The sequence below is a fragment of the Microbacterium sp. NPDC087591 genome (assembly GCF_044743625.1).
Classification (GTDB): domain Bacteria; phylum Actinomycetota; class Actinomycetes; order Actinomycetales; family Microbacteriaceae; genus Microbacterium.
The window spans coordinates 1,439,990-1,457,631 of sequence record NZ_JBIUWU010000001.1; the positions used below are offsets into that span (position 1 = coordinate 1,439,990).

The window sequence follows — 17,642 nt, forward strand, 5'->3', positions numbered from 1 at the left end:
TCATCCCTCTCGGCTCATCTCAGCGCAGCCATGCGTCGAGGTTCTCGGCGATGAAGGCGTCGTCGTTCAACGCCGGGTAGGCCTCACGCACGCGCGCGATCTCCTCAGCCTGCCCCGGCGACAGCCCCTCGTCCGGGTCGAGGCACCAGACGCCGTCGAGCAGCCCCTGCTGCCGGAGCATCTCGTGCACTCCCGCGATCACGCCGTGGAAGTCATGACCGGGATCGAACACCGCCTGGTTCACGTCGACCATGTCGGAGGCGAGGAGTCCGAGCTCGCGGTACGCGTCGGCGTCGCCCTCCATCGACCGACGTGCGCGTTCCAGCAGCGCGACGGCGGCGCGGGTGCCGACCGCCCACTGCCCGAGGAGTCCGCCGACGAAGCGCAGCGTGCGCGGTCCGGACGGGGAGTCCACGTGGAACTCCGAGAGCAGGTCGGCGACGATCGCGTCGTCGTTGCCCGTGTAGAGGGCGATCTCGTCGGCACGGCCGGAGGCGGCGACACCGCGCACCAGCTCGAGTGTGCGGTACCGGTCGAACGGCGCAGCCTTCACCGCGACAACCGCCGGGATCGACGCGAACTCGCGCCAGAACTCGCGGTCGAGCACGGGGCCGCCGATCGCGGTCTGCAGGTAGAAGCCGATGAGCGGGCTGACCTCGCCGACCGCGCGAGCCCGATCGAGGAGCGCCGCGTCATCGGCTCCGTCGACACGCGGGCTCAGCAGCACGGCGTCGTAACCGAGGTCGCGAGCGAGCTCGGCCTCGGCCACCGCCTGCGCTGTGCCTCCGGTGACCCCGGCGATGCGCACAACATCGGCGCTCGCGCGGGCATCCATCTCCTCCGCGGCGAGCGCGAGGACCGGCTCGAACAGCGCATGCTCCGGGTCGCGGATCTCGAACTGCGTCGTGTGCACCCCGACCGCGATGCCGCCGGCACCCGCGTCGAGGTAGTAGCGCGTGAGCGCGCGCTGCCGACGCTCGTCGAGGCGACGGTCGGGGGTGAGTGCGAGCGGATGCGCGGGGACGACGGTGCCGCGGGCGAGGGTGGCCGCGGCCTCGGGGCGCAGGGTCGGTACCGCCATCAGAACTTCCCGTCCCGCACGGCCCACTTGGTGGGCTTGGCCGTCATCGGCAGCCCGCCCGCGATCCAGTCGGCCTGCATGCGGATGAGCGACTCGGCGGGCACAGACGGATAGCCGAACAGCGCCATGCACCGGCGCGCGTCACTGAGCAGCGCCGTCGGCAGCGGCTCGTCGACCAGCGTGACCTCTCGGTCGAACAGTGCGCCGAAGCGGCGAGCGATCGACTCGACGCTCAGCAGCTCGGGCCCGGTGAGGTTGATCCTGAACGGCTCGGTCGACGCGTACACCAGGCTGCGCAGCACGACCTCGTTCGCATATCCCTGCCAGATGACGTTGACGTTGGCGGTCGCGACCGAGACGGGCTCCCCCGCGTACACGGCGCTGCCGATGTCGGCGAGCACCCCGTAGCGCAGATCGACCGCGTAGTTCAGGCGGATGATCGCGACCTTCGTGCCGCGCTCCTGCGCGCCGAACTCGAACACGCGCTCGCGTCCGAGGCACGACTGCGCGTACTCCCCGATGGGCGCGGGGGCGACCTCTTCGGATGCTCCGCCCGAGGAGGCGGGCACGAACGGGTAGATGTTGCCGGTGGAGAGCACCGAGATCGCGCTGTCACGGTAGCGGCGGGCCACGCGGTCGGGCAGCGCGGCGTTGACCTCCCATGCCCACGAGGCATTGGTGGCGGCCCCGAACTTCGCGCCGACCATGAACACCACGTTCGGGGCATCCGGCAGCGACGAGAAGTCGTCGTTCTCGATCAGGTCGAACGAGACGACCTTCACCCCTGCGGCGTCCAGGCGCGCACGGATCGCGGCGTCTCCGAAGCGGGAGACGGCGTAGACGGTGTCGTGCTGACGGCCTGCGGCGTCCAGTCCGCGGCGGGCGAGCATCGCCAGCGTCGGGCCCATCTTGCCGCCGGCGCCGAGGATCACGAGGTCCCCCGCTCCGCGCGCGAGGTCGGCGACGAGCCCGGGGCTCGGGGTGGCGAGAACCTCTTCGAGCTCCGCCTCTGAGGTGAATTCGTGCTGAGTCATGTCGTGCTTTCCCTTCTTCTCAGCCCTTGATCCCGGTACCGGCGACGCCTTCCTGCACGTACCGCTGAGCGATGAGGTACGCGAGGAAGATCGGCAGCAGTGCGACCACGGACCCGGCGAGCATGGTGCTCAGCGGGACGTTCTGCTGCTGCAGTGACGAGATGCCGACGGTGAGTGTGAACATCGAGTTGGACTTCGCGATGATGAGCGGCCACAGGAAGTCGTTCCAGTGCCACAGGAACACGAAGATCCCGAGAGTCGCGAGGATCGGCTTGCACAGCGGCAGCACGATCCGCAGGAAGATGCGGAACTCCCCGGCGCCGTCGATGCGGGCCGCCTCGAACAGCTCGTCGGGGAGGCCCTGGATGAACTGTCGCATCAGGAACACGGCCTGCGCGTTCGCGAGCGAGGGCAGGATCAGCCCCCAGTAGGTGTCGACGCCGCCGAGGTTGGCCATCAGGATGAACGTCGGGATGAGGGTGACGTGGAACGGCACCATGACCATCGCCAGGAACGACCAGAACATCACCTCCTTGCCGCGGAAGCGCTTCTTGGCGAAGGCGTAGCCGGCGAGCGCCGACAGGAACAGCACGGCGACGACCGAGACCAGCGAGTAGATGAGGGTGTTGCCGAGCCATCCGAGGATGTTCTGCCCCGCCAGCACCTGCTCGTAGGCGTCGAACGAGATGTCGGTCCAGGGCAGCAGCGATCCGGGGAGTTCGACGACCTTGCCGGGCTTCAGGCTCAGCACGACCATGGCGTAGAACGGGAAGAAGCTGAGGATGCCGGCCAGGCTCAGCCAGACCCAGCGCACCGCGACGCCCCAGCCGGTGGGCTCGAGTGCGCGGAACGAACGGCGCTTCCTCGACGACGGCGAGGGGACCGGCGGGGTCTTCGTCGCGGACGGCGGCTGCAGGAGAGCGGTCATTTCTGCTTTCCGATCACGAGGCGCTGGATGAGGGCGACGACCAGGGTCATGATGAACAGCGCGACACCGACGGCGGCCGCGTAGCCGTAGTCGAAGTAGCGGAAGCCCTGGTCGTACAGCAGGTAGACGAGCGAGTAGCTGGCGTTGGCAGGTCCCCCCTGGGTCATCACGTAGATCACGTCGAAGACCTGGAAGGCCGCGGTGGTCTCGATGACCGCGAGGAAGAAGATAGTCGGACGCAGATAGGGGAGCACGATCCAGCGGAAGCGCTGCCAGGCGTTCGCGCCGTCGACCAGCGCGGCCTCCTCGAGCTCGCGCGGCACGTCCTGCAGGGCCGCGATCATGATCATCATGCCGTAGCCGAATCGCGACCAGACGCCCACGACGATGATGGCCGGGATGACGAGGACCGTGCTGCCCAGCCACGATCCGCCCAGCCCGAGCGGGGTCATCAGCGCCGACCAGGGGCCGTTCGCCGAGAAGATCCACACGAAGATCGAGCCGGCGAGCACCAGCGAGGTGATGACGGGCAGGAAGAAGATCGAGCGGAAGAACCGGGCTCCGCGGAACGCCCGGCGCACACCCAGGGCCATCACGGTGGAGAGCACCAGCGAGATCGGCACGGCGAAGAGCGTGTAGATCACCGTGGTGCCCAGGGCCCGCCAGAACAGCGGATCGGCGACCAGGCGCTGGAAGTGGTCGAGACCGCGCCAGGCGATCTCGCCGGTGATGTCGTAGTCGAACAGGCTCAGCGCGACGCCGACGATGCTCGGCCCGAAGCGGAAGGCGATGAACAGGAGGAAGGCGGGGAGCACGAACAGGAACGCCACGCGGGCTTCCCGCCGGGCGAGCACCCTGGTCACGCGGCCTGCGGGCCTCTTCACCGTGGTTGCGGTCGTCATCAGTCGATGCCTCTCAGGAGAGAAGGAGGGAGGGGGCGCGCGGCGGATTCCCGCACGCCCCCGGTCATGCTTACTTCTTCAGCAGCGGTGCCGCGGCGGCCGCCGCATCCTTCAGGGCGTCCGCCGGCGCCTTCTGGCCGAGCAGAGCCGCCTGGATCTCCGGAGCGAGCACGCCCATGAGAGCGCGCGAGCTGGCGTTGAGCTCGCCCACCGTCGTGTCGGGCACGTACTTCTCGACCTCGCCGAGCAGCGGGTCATCCGCGTACAGCGGCTCGGTGGTGCTGAGTGCCGAGAAGTAGCCGGCCGCCGTGAGGTAGGGCTCGATCACGTCGGCGCTGGTCGCGTACTCGGCGAAGGCCGCCGCAGCCTCGGGGGCCTTCGAGCCCTTGAGCACCGAGAGCGAGCCGACCGTGCCGTAGGCGACGGTCTCCTTGTCGGTGAGCGGCGCGAGGACCTTGACGTTCTCCTCGCCCCAGAACGGAGCGACCTCGGTGACGCCGTTGTTCCAGGTGCAGGCGACCTTGCCCTGGGCGATCGCGGTCTGCTCGAGCGGGACGTTCGTGGTCAGCGCCTCGGGGTCGAGGGCGCCGGACTCTGCCAGGTCAGTGAGGAAGGTCAGCGCCTGCTCACCGGCCGTGCTGTCGAAGCCGACGTCGCCGTCCTTCGTGAAGACCTCGCCACCGGCCTGCCACAGCAGCGGGTAGTAGGTGAGGTTGAGGGTGTTCTCGGCCGAGGCGGGGTAGTTCAGGGCGTACATCCCCTTCTCGGTGAACTTCGGCGCCATCTCGATGATGTCATCCCAGGTCTCCGGGTACTCGGTGACACCGGCCGCCTCGAACGCCGCGGCGTTGCAGATGAGGGGCTGAGCGCTGGTGAGCACGGGAGCGCCGAGGAGGTCGCCGTCGATCGTGACCGAGCTCTTGACGTTCGGCAGCAGGTCACCCTGACGCTCTTCGCTCAGCAGATCGTTGAGCGGGAGGATCGACTTCTGGTACGCCGCGAGCTGGTCGGGCACGAGGTAGACGAGGTCCGGGCCCTTGCCGGCGGCGATCGCCGTCTGCAGGGATTCGTCGCGATTCGCCCACGGGAAGATCTCGTACTTCACGGTGACGTTCTCGTTGTCCTTCTCGAACGCGGCGATGGTCGTGTCCCAGAAGTCCTTGTGCACCGCCTCATCGGCGATCACGGGGTACAGCCAGACGGTGATGTCCTGCTCCCCCGACGGGGCGCTGCCGCCGCCGGCCGAACATCCGGCCAACAACGTGGCGGCCGCGATGCCTGCGGCGACGCCGGTGAATCTGCTGACGCGCATGGTGCTCCTTTGCTAATGCCGTGCTGGGTCGTCTTATTATGACACCAGCGTGGGATAATTGGTCAAGTGCAGATTCGCATGACGTTGTTACGGTTGTGTTTCCGCGTTGCGAACAACATCTGTTGATTCAAAAATGCGGTGTGCTATTTTGATCGCACCCGGAGACGGCGAAGAAGGAAGGACCGCACATGGTCGTGCTGAACCCGCTGTCGATCGTGACCCGATCGGCGCTGCACCTCCGCGACGTCGGGCCCGCCACCGTGAACGAGCTGTCCCGATCCCTCGAGGTCTCCCGCACCTCGGTCGAGACCGCCGTCACCGCTCTGAGCGACTCGAGCACGATCATCGACAGCCCCGTCCGGGCGGGCGTCGGCGCCGGTCGACCCGCGCGTCGCTACTCCTTCCACTCCGCCGCCGGCACGGTCGTCGGCCTCGATATCGGCGTGGCCAGCGTGCGGGTCGTGCTCGCCGACCTCGCAGGACTCGTGGTCGCCCAGCACAGCTACCCCGGCGTCGCCGCGCACGACGACGGTGCCGCGAAGCTCGCCGCCGTGATCGACGACGTGCGTCGCTCACTCGCCTCCTCGTCGATCCCGGCCTCGCACGTGCGGGCGATCGGCGTCTCGCTGCCCGGCATCGTCGACGACTCCGGGCGCGTGACCACCTCGGTCGTGATCCCCGAGTGGTCGGGCGTCGACATCGGCGCCCAGCTGCGTCAGGCGTTCGGATGCCCCGTGGCGGTCGACAACGGCGTGCGTCTGGCCGCCGTCGCCGAGCACCACCTGGGCGTCGCCCAGCTCGTGGACGACGTGATCTACCTGTCGGTCGGCAACCGCATCGCGATGGGCCTGATCCTCGGCGGGCTCCCCCGCCGCGGCATCCACAATGCCGCAGGAGACATCGGCCGCCTGGCCTTCCGTGGACTCGACACCGAGACCGGTCAGATCACGTGGCGCACGGCGCCGACCGCCGCCGAGGTGTTCGGGGCGGCGCGGGCGGGCGACCCGGAGGCGCAGCGCGAGCTCGACGCCTTCATCGACGAGCTCGCCCACGGCATCGCGACCCTGATCATGACGGTCGACCCGGCGATGATCGTGATCGGCGGCGGCCTCTCCGCCGCGCACGAACAGCTCCTCGATCCGCTCCGCACCGCGCTGCCGCGTCACCTCGGCCTCCCGTTCCAGGTGCCGCTGGCCGAGGCACGCCTCGGTGCGGATGCGGCGGCGCATGGCGCGCTCGTGCATGCGTTCCAGCGGCACTCCGGCCAGATCTACCGGATCGACGACATGCCCGTGCCGCCGATCACTCCGCTGCCCCACGACTCCGCAGCATCCGCGGCGTCCCCCGATTCCCCCGAGGAGAGCAAGTGAGCACGTTGACGGTCGGACTCATCGGCGCCGGCGGGATCTCGCGCGTGCACGCCGACGCCTGGCGCGCACTCGGCGCGGCCTGTTATGTGACCTCCCTGGTCGGCGCCGAGGAGATCGGCGAGGAGTACGGCTTCACGGTCGTCGACGACGTCGATGCGCTGATCGAGCTGGTCGACATCGTCGACATCGTGACTCCCAGCAGCACCCACGCCGACTTCGCCCTGCGCGCGATCGCCCGCGGCCGCGACGTGATCTGCGAGAAGCCGCTCGCCGCCACCGCCGAGATCGCGGCGACGGTCGCGCGGGCCGCCGCCGACGCCGGTGTGCGCCTCTTCCCCGCCCACGTGGTGCGCTACATGGGCGAGTACCGGCGCATCAAGCAGGGCATCGAGGCGGGACGCATCGGCACGGTCGCGGTGCAGCGCTTCAGCCGCTCAGGCTCCGCGCCGCAGACCCCCTGGTTCTTCTCCGAGAGCGCCGGCGGCGGACTCATCCGCGACCTGATGATCCACGACATCGATCAGGCGATCTGGTTCGCCGGACCCGTCACGTCGGTCTACGCGGTGCAGAACCCGCCGACCGTCGACGATCGGGTGCCCGCCCCCGTGACCTCGCACGTCGTGCTCACGCACCGCAGCGGCGTGATCAGCCACATCCACGGCAGCTGGGTCGCACCCGGCATGCCGTTCCGCACCAGCGTGGAAGTCGCGGGATCCGAGGGCCGTCTGCGCTACGACAGCGCCGAGGACCACACGCTGCGTACGGATGCCGTGCTCGACAGCACCGCCGCCGACTACCTGCCGCCGATGTCGCCGCAGGAGAGCCCGTACTACGCCGAGATCGCCGACTTCGTGGCGGCGATCCGCGGGGGACGCGATGCCCTGGTCACCCCGGCCGACGGGATCGAGGCCGTCGCCGTCGCTGAAGCCGCCTATGCGTCGATCGCCGCGGGCGCCGCGATCTCCCTACCCGTCTCCGAGGCCGAGGAGGCCACCCGATGACCGCCGCCACCCCGCTGCGCATCGCCGTCCTGTCGTTCGCGCACACGCATGCGCTCAGTTACGTGCACGCACTGAAGACCATGCCGGGCGTGGAGCTCATCGCCGCCGACCCCGACGGTGCCGGTGCGCCGGACGATGCACCCCGCGGCGCCGAACTCGCGGCCCAGCTCGGCGTCGATTACGTCGACACCTACGACGAGGCCTTCGCCTGGCAGCCCGACGCGGTCGTGATCGCCGCCGAGAACTCGCGCCACCGCGCCCTCGTCGAACGCGCGGCCGCCGCCGGCGTGCACGTGCTGTGCGAGAAGCCGCTGGCCACCACCGTCGAAGACGCCGAGGCCATGCGTGCCGCGTGCGAGCGGGCGGGCGTGATCCTCATGGTCGCGTATCCGGTGCGCTTCGCCCCGGCCGTGCGCGATGCCATCGGCGAGCTGCGCAGCGGACGCCTCGGCCGCATCCTCGGTGTCACCGGCATCAACAACGGCACGCTCCCCCAGGACCGCGCCTGGTTCACCGATCCGGAGCTGGCAGGCGGCGGAGCGCTCGTCGATCATGTCGTGCATTGCGCCGATCTGCTCGATGAGCTGCTGGGCGAGCGGGCGCAGTCCGTGCGAGCCGTGTCGAACAGCATCCTGCACGCGCAGCGCGACCTCGCCGTCGAGACCGGAGGGCTCGTCACGATCCAGTACCCGAGCGGCGTGATCGCGACGATCGACTGCTCGTGGAGCTGGCCGCTCAGCTCGCCGACCTGGGGCGGACTCACGCTGCAGATCGTCGCGGAGCGCGGCACCGTCACCGTCAGCCCCTTCGCCAAGGGCGTCGCCGGCCACGATGCCCACGGCGAGACCTGGGACCCGGTCGGCGCCGACCTCGACGCGCTGCTGCTCGAGGAGTTCGTCGCCGCGGTGCGCGAGGGCCGTCAGCCGCAGCCCGACGCCGGCGTCGGCATCCGCACCGTCGAGATCGTGAAGGCCGCGCAGGCATCCGCTGCGCGCGGCGGCGAGGTCGTCCGGCTCTGACCCCCGCGGAACCCTCGAGCCTGCCACCTCTGGGTCAGCAACCCAGAAGCGACGCAGATCAACTCAGAGGCGACGCAGATCAAGAAGAGGGCTTCTTGCGTGCGCGCTTCTTGATCTCAGGGACCACGAGCGTCGGCACTGCTCGGAGCATGAACTTGTCGAAGTCGGGCACCGTGAAGGCGGCGTAGCCGTGCTCCGGTGTGAACAGCAACCCCATGTCGATGAGTTCTGCACGGGTGGGGCCGACCTGAGTTGACTCTCGACCCATCAGACGGGCAACAGCATCTGCCTTCTGAGGTTCAGGACCCAGTTCAGCCATCGCCCGCATGTACGCGGTCTGGAGGGGTGTGGCCCTATCCAGACGGACTCGGAAGAACGAGCTGTCGAGCTTGTCCTCATACGCTTCCCGTGCCAATTCGACGTCGCTACGAGTGATCGGATTCTGTTCGGCGATCTCCCAGACCTGGAACCCGAGTTCCTGGATGAAGTACGGGTACCCCTGCGTTATCTGGAAGGCGAGATCGACGGCATCCGATTCATAGCGAACCCCCTCGGCCTCCGCCGGCTCAGTGATCGCCTTCTGCGCATCCGCGGCAGCCAAGGAGTCGATGCGCGGGAACTGGAAGAGTCTCTCGGCATACGACTTCGCATCACCGGCGAGTTCAGCGATCTGGGGAAGTCCGGCTCCCACGAACGTGATCGGCAGCTTCCGCTGAACGGTCTTGTGGATCGCCTGGATGAGAGCCTCGAGTTGCCGTTGTGTGAGGAACTGGACCTCGTCGATCAAGATCGCGACTCCGCGGCCCTTCTCCTTCGCCGCTTCCCCGACAGCCACGAGTGCATCGCTGAGGTCCATCGCCAGCTCACCGTGATCGGCCAGCCCCTCGGCCGCGTCGACATCCCAGCCGATCGACCAACTGCCCTGCTGATCGACAGCCACCGAGAAGGCGGTGATGACCTCGGCCGCTCGCCGTCCCACATCGCTCCATCGAGCTCGTGGCGAGATCCGCAACAGAGAAGCCTTCAACAGTGTCGCAATCGTCTGACGGAACCGCGCGTCGTCGTGTTTACTGGCTTCCAGCTCGATGACCTCCCACCTTGCCGCGTAGGCGATCTCTCGGAACTCGTTGAGAAGGACGGTCTTCCCCACTCCCCGCAATCCGACGATCACCATGGATTGGTGCGTCCGCCCTGCCGAGAGACGGGCGAGCAAGGTACGAAAACCGCGGGTCTGCTCCTCCCTCCCCACGATGATCTCCGGAGAAGCTCCAGCGTTCGGCGTGTAGGGGTTCAGGATGCTGTCCACGAATCCTCCTTAGGAGGTTTAGATGGCTTTATTTGCTTCTAATAAAGCGTACTAAGACGAGCAAACGTCGCGCACTCCCAGGAGTGAGGGATCCCCCGGCCCGCGCCTACCGCGAGTTCTGCGGCCACACGCAACTTCTGCGGCCACTTCCTGCGCGAGAGGCCGCAGAAGTGCGAATCGGCCGCAGATCTGAGGGGCCTCCGGGCCCGGAGTGCGGATGCTCAGGAACCAGGCGTATGCTGAAGCGTTGGGTCGAGCGACCCGAGGAGAGTCCGAAAGGCGGTGATGGCGATGTCCGATGATAGTTACGACGCCGCCACCGCTGCGTCGCGACTCCCTGTGATCGCCCGTTGAGCTTCCGCTCCGCGATCGCACGTCCTTCTCCGCAGCCGTCGGCGGCGTCATCCGCCCCCTGACGAATTCTGCGCACGACCCTCAGCGGCCGTGTGCGCGCGAGAACGGAGCCTGATCATGGCCCTCATCGACAACGGCGTGTACGTCCACGGACGTCGCGTGGAGACCCCGAAGAACCTCGACGACACCTACCGCATCATGGATTCGGTCGGCGGCACCGCGTGGATCGGCCTCTACCGGCCCAGCCCGCAGGAAGTCGAATCGGTCGCGCGCGAGTTCGATCTGCATCCGCTCGCCGTCGAGGATGCACTCTCGGGACACCAGCGCTCGAAGGTGGAGCGCTACGGCGACACCCTGTTCGCGGTGCTGCGGCCCGCCCGCTACCGCGACGAGCAGGAGTCGGTGGAGTTCGGCGAGCTGCACCTGTTCATCGGCCCCGACTTCGTGGTGACGATCCGGCACGCGGAGTCGCCGAACCTGGTCGCGGTGCGCCAGCGCATGGAAGCCAACCCCGAGCTGCTCGCGATGGGGCCGGAGGCGGTGCTCTACGCGATCCTCGACGAGGTGGTCGACGGCTACGAGCCGATCGTGGCCGGGCTCCTCAACGACATCGACGAGATCGAGGACGAGCTGTTCGGCGACAGCGATGACGACGCGCTCTCGCGCCGCATCTACGAGCTGTCGCGCGAGGTGATCAACTTCCAGCGCGCGGTGCATCCGCTCACCGGGATGCTGGAGTGGCTGCGTCGCGGCTCCGACAAGTACCGCATCGACGAGGAGCTGCAGCGCTCACTGCGCGACGTGCTCGACCACACCATCCGGGTGAACGAGCGCGTGGACTCATTCCGCGCGATCCTCGACAACGCCCTCACCGTGCAGTCCGCGCTGGTGGCACGGCGCCAGTCCGAGGTGAGCCTCGCCCAGAACGACGAGATCAAGAAGATCTCCTCCTGGGCGGCGATCATCTTCGCCCCGACGCTGGTCGGCACCGTCTACGGCATGAACTTCGACGTCATGCCGGAGCTGCACTGGGCCGCCGGCTACCCGCTCGCGCTCGGAGCGATGGCGGCCTTCGCCGTCGCCCTCTACGGGGTCTTCAAGTACAAGAAGTGGTTGTGACGGGTCAGTCCTCGTCGGGGCCGCTGATGTGGTCGAGGAGATCGTCGAGGTTGTCGAACTCGACGGTCTCCACGCCATCGCGGTCCCTGACCTCGATGCCGGAGACCTCGAGGTCCTCATCCAGCTGCACCAGGATCCGCGAGTCGGGGAACTGACGCGGGGCGTCGAAGGCCAGCAGCACGGCATCCGCGAAGACGACGACGGAGGTCGCCTCCAGATCGTCGCGCAGCTCGACCTGCTCGATCACCGGCTCGTCGTCGACCGCTTCCTCGATGTCGGCGACGACCTCATCGATCACGGCGCGCCAGGTCGTCTCGTTCACCGAGAGGATGCGCGACATCGCCTCGAGCAGTGCGTCGATGTCGACGTCATCCCCGTGATCCTCCAGCTCGGGGTCGACGTTCACCGTCACCACGGTTCCCGCGGCATCGATGCTCGCCTTGCCGTAGACCAGATCGTTCTCGGCCACGGGTTCGTCGAGCAGGCCGCTCTCGACGATGCGGGCGAGAAGGGCGTCGAGCACAGGCGAGGTCATGACACCAGTCTTTCGCATCCGGGCCCGGAGTGGGGCGGCCGATAGGCTCGACACCGTGCCGAACGCCGATTCCCCCGCCTCCGCCGCATCCGATCTCCGCCGTCTCGCCGACGCCCTCGCCGGCGCCGAACCGCTGAACTGGGTCATCACCGGCGACTCGATCACGCACGGCCTCGTGCACACGCAGGGCGGACGCAGCTACCCGGAGCACCTGCACGAGCTGATCCGCGGGGAGCTCGAGCGCGTGCGCGACATCGTCATCAACTCGGCCATCAGCGGCCACCGCATCGTCGACATCCTGGGCGACTGGGAGCGCCGGGTCTCGTCGTGGCGGCCCGATGTGGTGACCCTCATGATCGGTACCAACGACATGTCGACCGGTGGCGTGTGGCCGATCATCTCGGCCGAGGACTACGCGGCGTCGCTGCACGAGTTCGTCTCCCGGGTGCGGGCGCTCGGTGCCGTCCCTGTGCTGCAGACCCCGCCGTCGATCGACTCCGCGAACGCTCCTGAGCGCGCCCGACTCGCGGAGTTCGCCGCTGCGGTGCGCGCGGTGGCCGCGAGCGACGACGTGATCCTGGTCGACCAGCTCGCCCGCTTCACCGAGCTCGGCGGCGGCGGGGTGCCGTGGGGTCTGATGAACGACCCCTTCCACACCAACGCCACCGGCCACGCCGCCCTCGCCGTCGAGCTCGCGAGGGCTCTCGGCATCCGCCCCGATCCGACGCGCTCGCGCACCCTCGGGGCGCTCGCGGCGCAGGTCGAGGCCGCGCGAGTCTGACGCGGCGTTCCGCCCGGCGCACACGCCCCGAGGCGGAGGTCTCCGCTTCGGGAGGAGGATCCTCGGCTCAGGCTCCTCCCGAGACCGAGGACTCCTCCCGAAGGGGAGTCAGAGCGTCGCGAGGATCCCGGTCATCTCGGCGATCTCGGCTCCCTGCGCCTCCACGATGGCCCGCGCCAGGGCGATCGCATCCGCGTCACGCCCCTCGGCGATCTGCTCCTGCGCCATCTCGATCGCCCCCTCGTGGTGCGCGATCATCTGCTCCAGGAACAGGCGAGATGCCTCGGGGCCTGGAGCAGCGTCGAGGGCAGCCAGGTCGTCGTCCGTCATCATCCCGTCGCCGTGGTCCATGCCCGCCCCGTCGTCGGCGGCGACACCCCAGTCATCGAGCCAGCGCTGCAGCTGCTCGATCTCGGGTTGCTGTGCCGCCTGGATGCGCTCGGCCAGATCCGTCACGCGCGGGTCGACCCCGTCCTTGTCGAGGATCAGGGCCGACATCTCGACCGCCTGTCGGTGGTGGACGATCATCATCGAGGCGAACATCACGTCGGCATCACCCGCGGCGGGGGATGCCGAGTGATCCATCCCCGGCATGGAGGAGTGATCGCCGGGCGTGGTGGTGCAGCCGGAGAGCACGAGCACACCGGTGAGGAGGAGAGCGGCCGCAGCCGCAGGTCGAATGGTCATGTCAGTTCTCTTTTCGTCGGAGGTGGCGGCCGCGGGCGCGGCGCGCGGGGATGCGATGCCCGAAGGCGGCGCATCTCACCTGCGACTGATGCAGAGGACGACGAGGGAGGGCGCGCGGGCGCGCACCGCGACGACGGACTCGACGAGGTGGGCGACGCGGGCGCGCATCGGCGGCGCCGAGGTCCAGCCGACAGGGCGCATCAACAGCACGACCGCGGCAATCAACGCGAGCACGCAGACCATCCACATCGAGGAGTGGCCACCACCGCAGTCGGCGCAGTCGGGCTGACCGACCGCGTCGCCTGCGGGAACGGACGGCGCACTCGCGTGCTCCGCATGAGCGACCGCGGCCTGCCCCGTTCCGCTGGAGTGCGTGCCGTGCCGGTCGAGCGCGTGCATCCCGACGATGCCGAGCACGACCCCGGCGACGAGCACGACGAGGAGCAGTGTGCCCTGCATCCATCGCCGTCCCCTCATGCGCACAGCATACCCTCCTGGGGTATTCGAGCGCAGGATGCGGCAGCCGCAGCATCCTGCGTCCGGCGGAGATCTCGGTGTCGGGAGGAGGATCCTCGGCTCAGGCTCCTCCCGAGGCCGAGATCTCCTCCCGAGGCGCGGGCGCAGCGACCCCGCTCGCGATCTCCTCGATCACGCACGCGGCGGCGCCCCGCGCCCAATCCTCGAATGCATGCGGGCGCAGCACGATCGCACAGTCACCCGCGGCCCCGAAGGCGTACTCGGCGAAGGCCGCGCGCAGGTGCTCCTCGTACAGCCCGTACTCGGTGACGTTCTCACCCGCGAACACGACGAGCTCGGGCCCTGTGAGGTTCACCACCGCAGCGAGCGCTGTGCCGATCACCCTGCCGGCCTGCGCGAACACCCCGCGCGCGACCGGGTCTCCGGCGTGCGCGAGCGCGAACGCATCGCCGATCGCCAGATCGGGCTGACCGCGCCCCTCTCGCACCAGGGAGAGGATCGCGGCGGTCGAGGCCGCCGCTTCCACGCACCCCTGACGTCCGCAGCGGCAGCGCAGGTGCGCCGGAGCGAAGGGCAGGTGCCCGATCTCGCCCGCCACGCCGAAGGCCCCCTGCACGACCCGGCCGTTCAGATAGAGCCCGCATCCGGTGCCGGTGCCGATGGTCACGACCGCGAACGACTCCGCATCCCGCCCTGCTCCGAACAGCAGCTCCGTGGTGGTGAGCGCGCGCACGTCGTTGTCGAGCAGCGTCGGGATGCCGGTCGCCTCCTGCACCATCCGCGCGAAGGACACGCCCCGCCAGCCGAGCAGCGCGGAGTCCCGCACCTGCCCACCCGCGCGATCGACGTCTCCGGACACCGCGATCCCGATGCCGCCGATCGGGCCCTCCGCCCCCACCGTGAGGCGATCGACCACCCGCACGACCGCGGCGCGCACCGCTGCCACCGACGACCCGGCGTTCTCCTCGTCGGCCCGTGCACGCACTGTCGCGCCGAGGTCCGTCCGCACCCCATAGGTCCGATCCGCGGTGACCTTGATCCCGATGACATGCGCGCGATCGGCAACGATCGCGAGCGGACTGATCGGCCTGCCCACGGTCGCCGTCGCGCGCGGATCCGCGGACTCGATCACGAACCCGGCGGCGATCAACGGGGCCACGGCCTTCGTCACCGCGGCGGCGGAGAGTCCGGTGTCGCGCGAGATGTCGACCCTGGCGACGGGGCCGTGCGTCAGGATGCGACGGAACACCGCGACCGCGGCGGGCGAGGTGACCGGGATCCGATTCACAGGCGAGTCCTTCCGACCGCACACCTGACGCGCCGGACGCGCTCGGGTTGCAGTCATCCCCGACAGTACGCATGATTAATTCATGACGTCAAGTAACTCGGACGCACAGCGCCAGGCCGCCGCGCCGACCCACCTCCGCAACGGCGGGGTCAGCGTGGTGTTCTCCCCGGACGTCTTCGGCATCCCCGCGGTCGCGCACTGGGGTGCCGCGCTGGATGACGCCGACATCCCCGGGCTGCTGGCGACCGCCACCCCCGCCGTGATGAACAGCTCCCTCGACATCCCCCGGTCGTTCTCGATCGCCGCCGGACGCGCGCACGGATGGTCGGGCACCCCGGCGATCGAGGCGCACGCGGCGGATGCCGTGATCGACGGCTTCTCACTGGTCGAGGCCGCCCACGACGGCGCCGAGGTGCGATTCGTGCTGCGGGATGCCGCCGCCGCGGTCGAGGCGACGTTCCACTACATCCTGGACGCCGCGGGCCTGCTGCACGCGACCATCGCGCTCGCGAACACCACCACCGACCGTCGCGTCGACATCACGGCGGCACGCTCCCTGCTCCCCCTGCCCGCACGCGCGGCCGAGATCGTCGACTTCACCGGACGCTGGACGCACGAGCGCCAGCCGCAGCGGGCGCGGATCCTCGACGGCACGTGGCTGCGCTCCTCACGACGCGGCCGACCCGGACACGACGCCTCCTTCCTCACGCTCGCCGGCACCTGCGACTTCCGCTTCCGCACCGGCGAGGTCTGGGCTGCTCACCTCGCCTGGAGCGGCAACCAGGAGATGCGGGTCGAGCGGCTCCCCGAGGGCGCCGGTGTGCACAGCGCGGTGCTGGGCGGCGGCGAGATCGCGGATGCGGGCGAGCTGCGGCTGCAGCCCGGCGAGGCGTATCTCTCGCCGGAGTCGCTCTTCGCCTGGAGCGACCAGGGCATCGATGGCGTCACGGCACGGCTGCATGCTTCGATCCGCTCCCGTCCGGATCACCCGCGCACCCCTCGACCGCTGCTGCTGAACACCTGGGAGGCCGTGTACTTCGACCACGACCTCGCCACCCTCACGACCCTCGCCACGACGGCGGCCGAGCTGGGCGTCGAGCGGTTCGTGCTCGACGACGGGTGGTTCCGAGGGCGACGGGATGACCGTGCCGGTCTGGGCGACTGGTTCGTCGACGCGACGGTCTGGCCCGACGGCCTCGTGCCCCTGTCCGAGCGCGTGCACGGGCTCGGGATGCAGTTCGGCCTCTGGTTCGAGCCCGAGATGGTGAACCCGGACTCCGACCTCGCCCGACAGCATCCGGAGTGGATCCTGGGTGAGAACCCCCGCCTCACCTCGCGCCACCAGTTCGTGCTGGACTTCTCACTCCCCGAGGTCGAGGCGTACATCCTCGAGCGCCTCGACGACGTGATCACCGCCGCCGGCGTCGACTTCGTGAAGTGGGACCACAACCGCGATCTGCATGCGTCGCTCGGCGCGCACGGCGACCGTCACGTGCGGGCGCACACGCTCGGCGTGTATCGCGTGCTGGACGAGCTCCGCCGACGGCATCCGCTGCTCGAGATCGAGTCGTGTGCGAGCGGCGGCGGTCGTGCGGATCTCGGGATGCTCGCCCGCACCGACCGCGTCTGGACCTCGGACTGCAACGACCCGATCGAGCGTCAGCAGATCCAGCGCTGGACCCAGACGGTGCTCCCTCCCGAGCTCCTCGGCGCGCACGTGGGTCCGACCGTGTCGCACACCACCGGTCGGCACGCCTCCTTCTCGTTCCGCGCCGCGACCGCTCTGTTCGGGCACGCCGGCCTGGAGTGGGATCTGACCGCGGCGACGCCCGACGAGCGCATGGCGATCGCCGCCTGGACCGCGCTGTACCGCGAGCTGCGGGGCCTGCTGCACTCGGGCGTCACGGTGCGCGGCGACGACGTCGACCACGGCGCGCTGCTGCACGGCGTCGTGAGCGCGGACCGCCGCGAAGCCGTGTTCGCCTGGGGGCGCACCGAGACCAGCGGCACCGCGAACACCCCCCGCGTCCCGATCCCCGGACTCGACCCCGCGGTGAGCTACCGTGTGCGGGTGCGCGACGAGGTCGGCGCCGCCGGCCGTCATCAGGTGGCGGATCCGGCCTGGATGTCGGGCGACCTCACCGTCACGGGCGCGGTGCTCGCGCAGGGGCTCCCGCTGCCCGTGCTGAACCCCGGCAACGCCCTGCTGTTGCATCTGACGGCCGCCACCACCACCGCCACCACCACCACCTGACATTCGCCGCACCGTCACGGCGCGGTGCTCCCGTGCACAACTTCGGATTCCGCGCCCGACACGCCGCGGCCGAGGGCCGGCGGGCGGGGTGTCCCCGGCGATCTCCGAAGTTGTGCCCGGCGACCGCCGACTCGAAGATGGCCTAGACGCCCCACCAACACACCGATATGTTGGCCGCATCTGCAGTCGAGAGC

General features: G+C 69.3%; 16 protein-coding genes. 6 read left to right on the plus strand and 10 right to left on the minus strand.

The genetic code is table 11. The annotated features are described in order from the left end of the window. Positions 1-19 precede the first annotated feature (19 nt). From ACIOVG_RS06705 to ACIOVG_RS06725, 5 genes are all read right to left on the minus strand, one after another. The gene (locus ACIOVG_RS06705; RefSeq protein WP_400870576.1) at positions 20-1,081 is read right to left on the minus strand and encodes a dihydrodipicolinate synthase family protein; all 1,062 of its coding nucleotides are present in this window, start codon (positions 1,079-1,081) and stop codon (positions 20-22) included. Next, positions 1,081-2,115 (minus strand): NAD-dependent epimerase/dehydratase family protein, encoded by a 1,035-nt coding sequence (locus tag ACIOVG_RS06710; protein WP_400870579.1) that lies wholly within the window; start codon positions 2,113-2,115, stop codon positions 1,081-1,083. Before ACIOVG_RS06710 ends, ACIOVG_RS06705 begins: the two co-directional genes overlap by 1 nt. Before the next feature lie 19 nt (positions 2,116-2,134). Next, positions 2,135-3,043: a carbohydrate ABC transporter permease gene (locus ACIOVG_RS06715; protein WP_400870581.1), complete on the minus strand. Its 909-nt coding sequence runs from the start codon at positions 3,041-3,043 to the stop codon at positions 2,135-2,137. Continuing rightward, complete coding sequence (locus ACIOVG_RS06720) at positions 3,040-3,945, minus strand: carbohydrate ABC transporter permease (protein WP_400870584.1); 906 nt, start codon at positions 3,943-3,945, stop codon at positions 3,040-3,042. The genes ACIOVG_RS06715 and ACIOVG_RS06720 overlap by 4 nt, the downstream gene beginning before the upstream one ends. 70 nt (positions 3,946-4,015) lie before the next feature. Then, the gene (locus tag ACIOVG_RS06725) at positions 4,016-5,257 is read right to left on the minus strand and encodes an ABC transporter substrate-binding protein (RefSeq protein ID WP_400870587.1); all 1,242 of its coding nucleotides are present in this window, start codon (positions 5,255-5,257) and stop codon (positions 4,016-4,018) included. Positions 5,258-5,445: 188 nt separating this feature from the next. On the opposite strand from ACIOVG_RS06725, the gene ACIOVG_RS06730 reads away from it, so the two are divergent. Genes ACIOVG_RS06730 through ACIOVG_RS06740 form a run of 3 tightly spaced genes read left to right on the plus strand, consistent with a single transcriptional unit; the run spans position 5,446 to position 8,647 of the window. Continuing rightward, positions 5,446-6,627, plus strand: coding sequence for an ROK family protein (locus tag ACIOVG_RS06730; RefSeq protein WP_400870590.1), 1,182 nt, complete (start codon positions 5,446-5,448; stop codon positions 6,625-6,627). Then, on the plus strand, positions 6,624-7,628 hold the full coding sequence (locus tag ACIOVG_RS06735; protein ID WP_400870593.1) for a Gfo/Idh/MocA family protein: 1,005 nt from the start codon (positions 6,624-6,626) through the stop codon (positions 7,626-7,628). Before ACIOVG_RS06730 ends, ACIOVG_RS06735 begins: the two co-directional genes overlap by 4 nt. Then, positions 7,625-8,647 (plus strand): Gfo/Idh/MocA family protein, encoded by a 1,023-nt coding sequence (locus ACIOVG_RS06740; RefSeq protein WP_400870595.1) that lies wholly within the window; start codon positions 7,625-7,627, stop codon positions 8,645-8,647. The genes ACIOVG_RS06735 and ACIOVG_RS06740 overlap by 4 nt, the downstream gene beginning before the upstream one ends. A gap of 79 nt (positions 8,648-8,726) precedes the next feature. On the opposite strand, the gene ACIOVG_RS06745 is transcribed toward ACIOVG_RS06740, so the two are convergent. Next, positions 8,727-9,953, minus strand: coding sequence for an ATP-binding protein (locus tag ACIOVG_RS06745; protein ID WP_400870598.1), 1,227 nt, complete (start codon positions 9,951-9,953; stop codon positions 8,727-8,729). Between the two features lie 471 nt (positions 9,954-10,424). On the opposite strand from ACIOVG_RS06745, the gene ACIOVG_RS06750 reads away from it, so the two are divergent. Then, on the plus strand, positions 10,425-11,426 hold the full coding sequence (locus ACIOVG_RS06750; protein WP_247628644.1) for a magnesium and cobalt transport protein CorA: 1,002 nt from the start codon (positions 10,425-10,427) through the stop codon (positions 11,424-11,426). 4 nt (positions 11,427-11,430) lie between these two features. On the opposite strand, the gene ACIOVG_RS06755 is transcribed toward ACIOVG_RS06750, so the two are convergent. Continuing rightward, positions 11,431-11,961, minus strand: coding sequence for a cytochrome C5 (locus ACIOVG_RS06755; protein ID WP_400870602.1), 531 nt, complete (start codon positions 11,959-11,961; stop codon positions 11,431-11,433). Between the two features lie 55 nt (positions 11,962-12,016). On the opposite strand from ACIOVG_RS06755, the gene ACIOVG_RS06760 reads away from it, so the two are divergent. Beyond that, positions 12,017-12,742, plus strand: coding sequence for an SGNH/GDSL hydrolase family protein (locus ACIOVG_RS06760; RefSeq protein WP_400870605.1), 726 nt, complete (start codon positions 12,017-12,019; stop codon positions 12,740-12,742). A gap of 108 nt (positions 12,743-12,850) precedes the next feature. Here the strand turns inward: ACIOVG_RS06760 and ACIOVG_RS06765 are convergent, their stop codons facing one another. The 3 genes from ACIOVG_RS06765 to ACIOVG_RS06775 form a co-directional block, all read right to left on the minus strand. After that, the gene (locus tag ACIOVG_RS06765; protein ID WP_400870608.1) at positions 12,851-13,429 is read right to left on the minus strand and encodes a DUF305 domain-containing protein; all 579 of its coding nucleotides are present in this window, start codon (positions 13,427-13,429) and stop codon (positions 12,851-12,853) included. Positions 13,430-13,504: 75 nt separating this feature from the next. Next, positions 13,505-13,906, minus strand: coding sequence for a DUF6153 family protein (locus tag ACIOVG_RS06770; RefSeq protein ID WP_400870611.1), 402 nt, complete (start codon positions 13,904-13,906; stop codon positions 13,505-13,507). Between the two features lie 100 nt (positions 13,907-14,006). Continuing rightward, a complete protein-coding gene (locus ACIOVG_RS06775; protein WP_400870614.1) occupies positions 14,007-15,194 on the minus strand; it encodes an ROK family protein in 1,188 nt (395 codons plus the stop codon). 82 nt (positions 15,195-15,276) lie between these two features. On the opposite strand from ACIOVG_RS06775, the gene ACIOVG_RS06780 reads away from it, so the two are divergent. Then, complete coding sequence (locus ACIOVG_RS06780; protein WP_400870617.1) at positions 15,277-17,448, plus strand: alpha-galactosidase; 2,172 nt, start codon at positions 15,277-15,279, stop codon at positions 17,446-17,448. Positions 17,449-17,642 lie beyond the last annotated feature (194 nt).